We start from the raw sequence: 6,625 nt of genomic DNA on the forward strand, positions 1-6,625 counted from the left end.
CTTTTTAAAAAGAATTAATTCTTTGAAATAGAAGAACTAAAAATACAATATGACAACACAACAACTACACGAACAAATTCTTCAAAAAAAATCATTTTTATGCGTTGGTTTAGATCCAGATCTAGCGAAAATGCCACAGCATTTATTGGAAACCGAAGATCCTATTTTCGAATTTAATAAAGCGATAATCGATGCAACGCATGATCTGACTGTTGGTTACAAACCAAATACAGCTTTTTTTGAAGCATACGGAATAAAAGGATGGATGTCTTTACAGAAAACAATCAATTATATCAACGAAAATTATCCTGATATTTTTACGATTGCAGATGCAAAACGAGGCGATATTGGAAATACTTCTAGCATGTATGCGAAAGCTTTTTTTGAAGATTTAAATTTTGATAGTGTAACTGTTGCTCCTTATATGGGAAAAGATTCTGTAGAGCCTTTTCTTGCATTCGAAAATAAACACACCATTATGTTGGCTTTAACTTCTAACGAAGGCGCTTTCGATTTTCAAACTTTAACTACAAATGGAAAAGAGTTATACAAACAAGTTCTAGAAACTTCTAAAACTTGGAAAAACAGCGAAAATCTAATGTACGTTGTGGGCGCTACAAAAGCAGAATATTTTACAGAAATTAGAAAAATTGTTCCTGATAGTTTCTTGCTAGTTCCAGGAATTGGCGCTCAAGGCGGAAGCTTATCTGAAGTATGCAAATACGGAATGAATGATAAAGTTGGTCTTTTAGTAAATTCTGCAAGAGCAATTATTTACGCTTCTAAAGGAACTGATTTTGCTGAAAAGGCTAGGGAAGAGGCTTTGAAAGTGCAAAAAGAAATGGAAGAGATTATCGCTAATAAATAAAGTTTTCAGTCGCGGTTTTCAGTCTCAGTTTAAACTGTGACTGCAAACTGTGACTGCGACTGATAACTATGAAACAATTCACCGATCAGATAGGAACCGTTCATTCTTTTGAAACCGCTCCAAAACGCATTATTTCGCTTGTACCTTCGCAAACAGAATTATTATATGATTTAGGTTTGGAAGACAAAATTATCGGAATAACGAAGTTCTGTGTGCATCCGTTTCATTTTAAATCGACTAAAAAGAGTGTTGGCGGCACCAAGAAAATTCACTTCGAAAAAATAAAGCTTCTTGAACCAGACATTATTATTTGCAATAAAGAAGAAAATACGCAGGAGATTGTAGAGCAATTAAGTTCAATTTGTCCAGTTTGGGTTACGAATATCGTTTCTATCGAAGACAATTTTCAAATGATTTCAGATTTCGGAGAATTATTCAATTGCAGAACCGAAGCACAAAAGTGGAACAACAAATTGGCTTTCGCTTTAAGCGATTTCAAAAATTATATTCAGAATATAAAAGAAAAGAAAGCGGCGTACTTTATTTGGAAAAATCCTTATATGGTTGCGGGAAATGATACATATATAAATGAATTGCTAAAACTAAATCATTTTAAAAATATCTACGAAGACAAAGGGCGTTATCCTGAAATTGAGTTAAAGAAAATGCGTTTAGAAGGCGATCCTGATCTTGTTTTTCTTTCATCGGAACCTTATCCTTTCAAAGAAGAAGATGCTTTCGAAATCGGAAGGTTTACGCACCACGCCAAAACGGTTTTTGTAGACGGAGAAATGTTCTCTTGGCACGGAAGCCGATTGCTAAAGGCTTTCTCTTATTTTAAATTGCTCCACGAAAGGCTAAAAAATTAAGTTTCTTTTGCTCAGTTGTTTGGACGTTAATTAACCGCAAAGGCGCAAAGATATACGCAAAGTTCGCAAAGTTTTTTACACAAAGCTTTGCGAACTTTGCGTTTATATTCATAAAGCTTGGCAAAAAAACTTAGCGTGCTTTGCGGTTAAAATTATGTTCAAAGTAAAATAAGTTGAAACAAAGTAAACTTGAAACCTGAAACAAAATTGGCACCAAAAAAGAATGCCGACATCTCGAAGACGCCGGCATTATTTAACTAACCAAAACCAAAATAATAAATAACCAGTTTATTACATTACAAATGTCCGAAATATATCAATCTTGTGCTGTTAAGATCTTGTTATTACTTTGTTGGATATAAGTTAATGTTATAGTTTTAAAAGTTTCAAGTTTCAGGTTGTTGAGTGGTATTTAACCGCAAAGGGCGCAAAGATATACGCAAAGTTCGCAAAGTTTTTTACCCAAAACTTTGCGAACTTTGCGTTTTTTTGTGGATCTAACAAATATAAAACTTGCGTGCTTTGCGGTTAAAATCATGCTCAAAGTAAAGCAACTTGAAACAAAGAAAACCTTAAACTTGAAACGAAAATAGTTGTAAAAAAGAATGCCGGCATCTCGAAGACGCCGGCATCATTTAACTAACCAAAACCAAAATAATAAATAACCAGTTTATTACATTACAAATGTCCGACATATATCAATCTTATGCTGTTAAGGTTTTGTTATTACTTTGTTGGTCATAAGTTAAGATTTTTACGTCCCTCGTTTTGAGCTTTCTGTAACGTTAAATAATTTTTGATTATTAAAATGCAATAACAATCAGTTTTGTTTATGAATATTTTAAAGATGATTTTGCAGGTTTGCTAAAGTGTTAAAAATCAATATTCTATAATTGAAAAATAAATTAACAATTTCAACAGAAAATTCAGTTTTTAAAGGTTTAAGTTGTTGATTTTCTGATATAAAAGCAAACCCGACAAATTTCAAAAATCTGTCGGGTTTGTTATTGTTTAAAGACTAAAAAACTTAGTATCTTAGAAGCTTAGCATCTCATATCTCAGCATCTAAGAAAAAACAACCGTCTTATTGCTATACACCATAGTTTTTCTCTCCGCATGCAATTTAATTGCTCTTGCTAAAACGATGCGTTCCAAATCACGACCTTTCATGATGAAATCTTCTACAGAGTGAATATGAGAAACTCTCGCAATATCTTGCTCGATAATTGGACCTTCGTCTAATTCTTCTGTAACGTAATGGCTTGTTGCACCAATAATTTTCACACCACGTTTAAAAGCCGAATGATACGGTTTTGCACCTGGAAAAGCAGGTAAAAACGAATGGTGAATATTGATGATTTTATTTTCGTAAAGCGAAATCAATTTTGGAGTAACAATCTGCATGTAACGAGCCAAAACGATAAAATTGATTTGATATCTTTTTAAAAGCTCGATTTGTCTTGCTTCGCCTTCTTCTTTATTGTCTTTTGTAAAAGGAACATAATGAAACGGAATGTCAAAACGCTCTGCAATTGAACGCAAATCATTATGATTGCTTATAATCATAGGAATTTCAACACCTAACTCATCAGCGCTGTAACGACCTAGAATGTCAAACAAACAGTGATCGTATTTAGAAACAAACAAAGCCATTTTTGGTTTTTGTTCCTGATTGTACAAATCCCAAGACATATTAAAATCGGCAGCAATTGTCTTGCTGAATTCTTCTTTTATCTTTTCAATATTACTGCTCTGATTGGTAAATTCACATTCTAAACGCATAAAAAATACATTTTGCTCTACATCAACATGCTGGTCAATATAGGTAATGTTTCCTTCTACTTTAGCAATAAAAGTAGTCACTGCGGCGATAATTCCTTTTTGATCTTTGCAATGAATGAGTATGGTGATCTTTTGCATTTTGGTCGTTTTGTTTTGGTTTAATCGGTTAATCGTTAATTTGTTTAACTGCAATTTAAGCAAGGTTCGTTAGCCTAAAAAAACTTTGAAACTTTGCAACTCTGTTCCTTTGAACCTTCAAAAAAAATTATTTTCCGTCTTGCATTGCAAAAACGCTTTTTAATAAAGGTGTTGTTCTTGCAGAGATATTATTTCGGATTTCTTTTTCTTCAACGGCAATCATTTTAAAAACGCCAGACAAAGCTTGATTAGTTGTATAATCAGTTAAATCTGGATTTACTTTTTTTACTAGCGGAATAGTATTGTATTTCGTGATTATGTTTTTCCAAACTTCATCTGCACCAACTTTTGCAAAAGAGCTTTTAATTACAGGATTAAATTTGGCATATAATGCAGTTGTTGTGCTTCCTTGCAAATAATTTGTTGCTGCATTGTCGCTTCCTAAAAGAATGTTTTTAGCATCTGTAAAAGTCATGTTTTTTACAGCTGTCACAAAAATAGGAGTTGCTTCTTTTACAGCATCTTCTGCAGCGCGGTTCAACATTTTGATTCCTTCATCTGCAAGAGAACTTAAACCTACTTTACGTAGCGTTGCATCTACTTTTTGCAATTCTTCTGGCATTAAAATCTTTACAGCTTCATTTCTATAAAAACCATCTACAGCGGTTAATTTACTCACTTGTTGTGTAATTCCTTTGTTTAATGCTTCTTTTAAACCTGAAGCAATGTCAACACCGCCAACTCCTGGAATTTGAGAAGATATTTGAGGTAATTGACTTAAAGTTTGCTGTACCTGTGCGCAAGAAGTAAGCGAAAATGTAACGGCTAATAGTAAAATCTTTTTCATTTTGGGGTTTTTGTTTAAGTTTCAAAAATACTACTTATTCAAAAACAACGCCACAAATTTATTTGAAGAGAAGTAACATTTTGTTGTAAACTTAACATAGATCGATTTAATGTCATAAATCGCAGTTGACGAAGTATTTACTACGGCCAAGACATTCGAATATTTTGTTGCCAATAGGTTTTACTAGAAACGTAACTAGGATGTAGCTGTGCTATAGGCTGATAATTGGAGTCAAAAAGACGCACGCGAATGATTTTTTCGTTAGAGTCATCTTTCATATCAATATTACCTTCGGCATCGTCAATTAATTTTTTCTTTTTCAGATACAATTCAGGTTTTTCAATGATGTATTCAATGACTGCTTCTCCTTGTAGTTTTAAATTACAGCCAATTAATTTTCCATTACTATCCAATGATTCAACTTTTTTCAAATAGCTATTTTCATAATAATATATTTCAAAAGCGATGCGACAAGATCCTGGTTGAACTTTATGGTTATTTAATCGAAAGCGGAGTATCTGATTGTTTTTATTTGTAAATTCAATATAACCATTTCCTTGTGAATCAACATTGTTGTGTAGTATTCTGGAAGGTTTAGAAAATTGTGTAATTTGTGTTGTATAAGCTTGATAATTTCTGGTTGGTTGAGCAAATAAAGCAGTGCAGAAAACAAGTCCAAAAAACAGACTAAAAAAAGATTTCATTAATATTTTCATTATTATATTTTACTTCTGCAATAAATCGATTTTTTCCTTTGTATTCTCAATATAAACAGACATTTCAGTGTATTTCCATGTTCCTCTTTTTTCCCCAACAACAAATAAAGTGCCTTTTCCTTTAGGACCTTTTATTGGAACTTCCACATCACAAGCTCGTACGCTATTATACGAAGTAATAACTCCAGAAACGATTCCGTCAGTTTCAATCGGAGATCCCAATTTTTCCATAACTGTTTTATTGTTTTGAAGCTTTGCCATAGATTCTTTGTATGCATCTGAATCTTTTATGACTGAAGTAGCTTCATAGAAAATTCCTCCAATAAATAAACCAAATAACACTAAAAGAGTTAAGCATCCGCTGGGAACAAACCATTTCCAGTTTCTGTTCCACCAGCTTTTTCTTTGTATTAACTCATTAGAATCTTCCATAAATTTAAATTTTAGGTGATAAGACAGAGCTAAAATAAGGATAAATTTCTTATTTATTACGTGTTTTTTTGGTGAAAAATGTTGATATTCAAATTTTTAACCCCCTTCAGGTTTACATTAGTTTGAATAAAAAAATCACTTCATAAAAATATGAAATGATTTTAGAAAAAGCTTTTAAAACTTTATTTTATGATAATTTAAATTGTGGCTTGTAGAGGGCTGTTACTATTCAAATCTTTTAATATAGTTTCAGTATAATCTTTCCCACCTTTTATAAGATAAAACAATGACTTTACCACATAAATTGGTCCATACGGAAAAATGCGCCAGCTTATTGATAAATTCAAGAAAAAGTGTTTTAAGGCATATTTGAATGTACCTTCATTTGGACGAATAAAATAAATGTTAGATTCTTTAATCCTTTTTACCATTTTGGAAATAATAAAAGGAAACTTTACAAATCTTCCGCCTTGCTGAATTAAAACATTAATTTCAAATAAAGACAATCCTTCAATGTTGTTTGTTTTCATAGCTTTTTAAGTTTCTGAATTATAGAACAGTGATTTTATTTTGCAAATATATTTTATATTAAAAAGATGTTTTAGTGTTAAAAGACTTATTAATAGTGTTTTAAGGTTTTTTAATGAATGCTAAATGAAAAAGAGAGAACCTATCAAATTTACTTTGATAAATTCTCCCTTGAATTATTGGCGTAAATTATTGATTTACAATTGCAGTGTCGGGAAGCGTTTCACCATTCGGATTGGCATCTTTTTCATAAACATCTTGAAAGAAACCAACTTCTCCTTTATCATTTACTAATGAAGTAAAGTAAGTAATGTAAATCGGTACTTTTTTCGTCAGTTTAAAACTGTTTTCTACTTTACCCGCCATAGCTTTGTCAATTTTGGCTTGATTCCATTCAGGATAATCTTTCAGCATCGCAACGGCTAATTCTTTAGCCATTTTTACA

The 6,625-nt window shown here is 32.0% G+C and carries 7 protein-coding genes and 1 pseudogene; 2 read left to right on the top strand and 6 right to left on the bottom strand.

Going from position 1 to position 6,625, the window contains the following annotated elements; translation table 11 throughout:
- Nucleotides 1-49 precede the first annotated feature (49 nt).
- Complete coding sequence (gene pyrF / locus ACE01P_RS24185) at nucleotides 50-868, top strand: orotidine-5'-phosphate decarboxylase (protein ID WP_379701624.1); 819 nt, start codon at nucleotides 50-52, stop codon at nucleotides 866-868.
- Between the two features lie 68 nt (nucleotides 869-936).
- Nucleotides 937-1,737 carry an ABC transporter substrate-binding protein gene (locus tag ACE01P_RS24190; RefSeq protein ID WP_379701625.1) on the top strand — a complete coding sequence of 267 codons (801 nt, stop codon included), beginning with the start codon at nucleotides 937-939 and terminating at the stop codon, nucleotides 1,735-1,737.
- Between the two features lie 1,065 nt (nucleotides 1,738-2,802).
- Here the strand turns inward: ACE01P_RS24190 and purU are convergent.
- From purU to ACE01P_RS24220, 6 genes and pseudogenes are all read right to left on the bottom strand, one after another.
- On the bottom strand, nucleotides 2,803-3,657 hold the full coding sequence (gene purU / locus ACE01P_RS24195) for a formyltetrahydrofolate deformylase (RefSeq protein ID WP_379701626.1): 855 nt from the start codon (nucleotides 3,655-3,657) through the stop codon (nucleotides 2,803-2,805).
- A gap of 127 nt (nucleotides 3,658-3,784) precedes the next feature.
- Nucleotides 3,785-4,504: a DUF4197 domain-containing protein gene (locus ACE01P_RS24200; RefSeq protein WP_379701627.1), complete on the bottom strand. Its 720-nt coding sequence runs from the start codon at nucleotides 4,502-4,504 to the stop codon at nucleotides 3,785-3,787.
- 140 nt (nucleotides 4,505-4,644) lie between these two features.
- Nucleotides 4,645-5,208 (bottom strand): hypothetical protein, encoded by a 564-nt coding sequence (locus tag ACE01P_RS24205; protein ID WP_379701628.1) that lies wholly within the window; start codon nucleotides 5,206-5,208, stop codon nucleotides 4,645-4,647.
- A 21-nt stretch (nucleotides 5,209-5,229) separates the two neighbouring features.
- Nucleotides 5,230-5,652, bottom strand: a complete 423-nt coding sequence (locus tag ACE01P_RS24210; RefSeq protein ID WP_379701629.1) for a cytochrome c oxidase assembly factor Coa1 family protein — start codon at nucleotides 5,650-5,652, stop codon at nucleotides 5,230-5,232.
- Between the two features lie 197 nt (nucleotides 5,653-5,849).
- Complete coding sequence (locus tag ACE01P_RS24215) at nucleotides 5,850-6,182, bottom strand: hypothetical protein (protein ID WP_379701630.1); 333 nt, start codon at nucleotides 6,180-6,182, stop codon at nucleotides 5,850-5,852.
- Nucleotides 6,183-6,369: 187 nt separating this feature from the next.
- A pseudogene (locus tag ACE01P_RS24220) lies at nucleotides 6,370-6,625 on the bottom strand (L,D-transpeptidase); the annotation flags it as partial.

The sequence above is a fragment of the Flavobacterium sp. HJSW_4 genome (assembly GCF_042436695.1).
Classification (GTDB): Bacteria; Bacteroidota; Bacteroidia; order Flavobacteriales; family Flavobacteriaceae; genus Flavobacterium.

What these genes read in the sequence shown, in the direction of transcription:
- ACE01P_RS24215 (WP_379701630.1), bottom strand. Translation starts at nt 6,182, where the DNA reads ATGAAAACAAACAACATTGAAGGATTGTCTTTATTTGAAATTAATGTT.
- ACE01P_RS24210 (WP_379701629.1), bottom strand. Translation starts at nt 5,652, where the DNA reads ATGGAAGATTCTAATGAGTTAATACAAAGAAAAAGCTGGTGGAACAGA.
- ACE01P_RS24190 (WP_379701625.1), top strand. Translation starts at nt 937, where the DNA reads ATGAAACAATTCACCGATCAGATAGGAACCGTTCATTCTTTTGAAACC.
- pyrF (WP_379701624.1), top strand. Translation starts at nt 50, where the DNA reads ATGACAACACAACAACTACACGAACAAATTCTTCAAAAAAAATCATTT.
- ACE01P_RS24205 (WP_379701628.1), bottom strand. Translation starts at nt 5,208, where the DNA reads ATGAAATCTTTTTTTAGTCTGTTTTTTGGACTTGTTTTCTGCACTGCT.
- purU (WP_379701626.1), bottom strand. Translation starts at nt 3,657, where the DNA reads ATGCAAAAGATCACCATACTCATTCATTGCAAAGATCAAAAAGGAATT.
- ACE01P_RS24200 (WP_379701627.1), bottom strand. Translation starts at nt 4,504, where the DNA reads ATGAAAAAGATTTTACTATTAGCCGTTACATTTTCGCTTACTTCTTGC.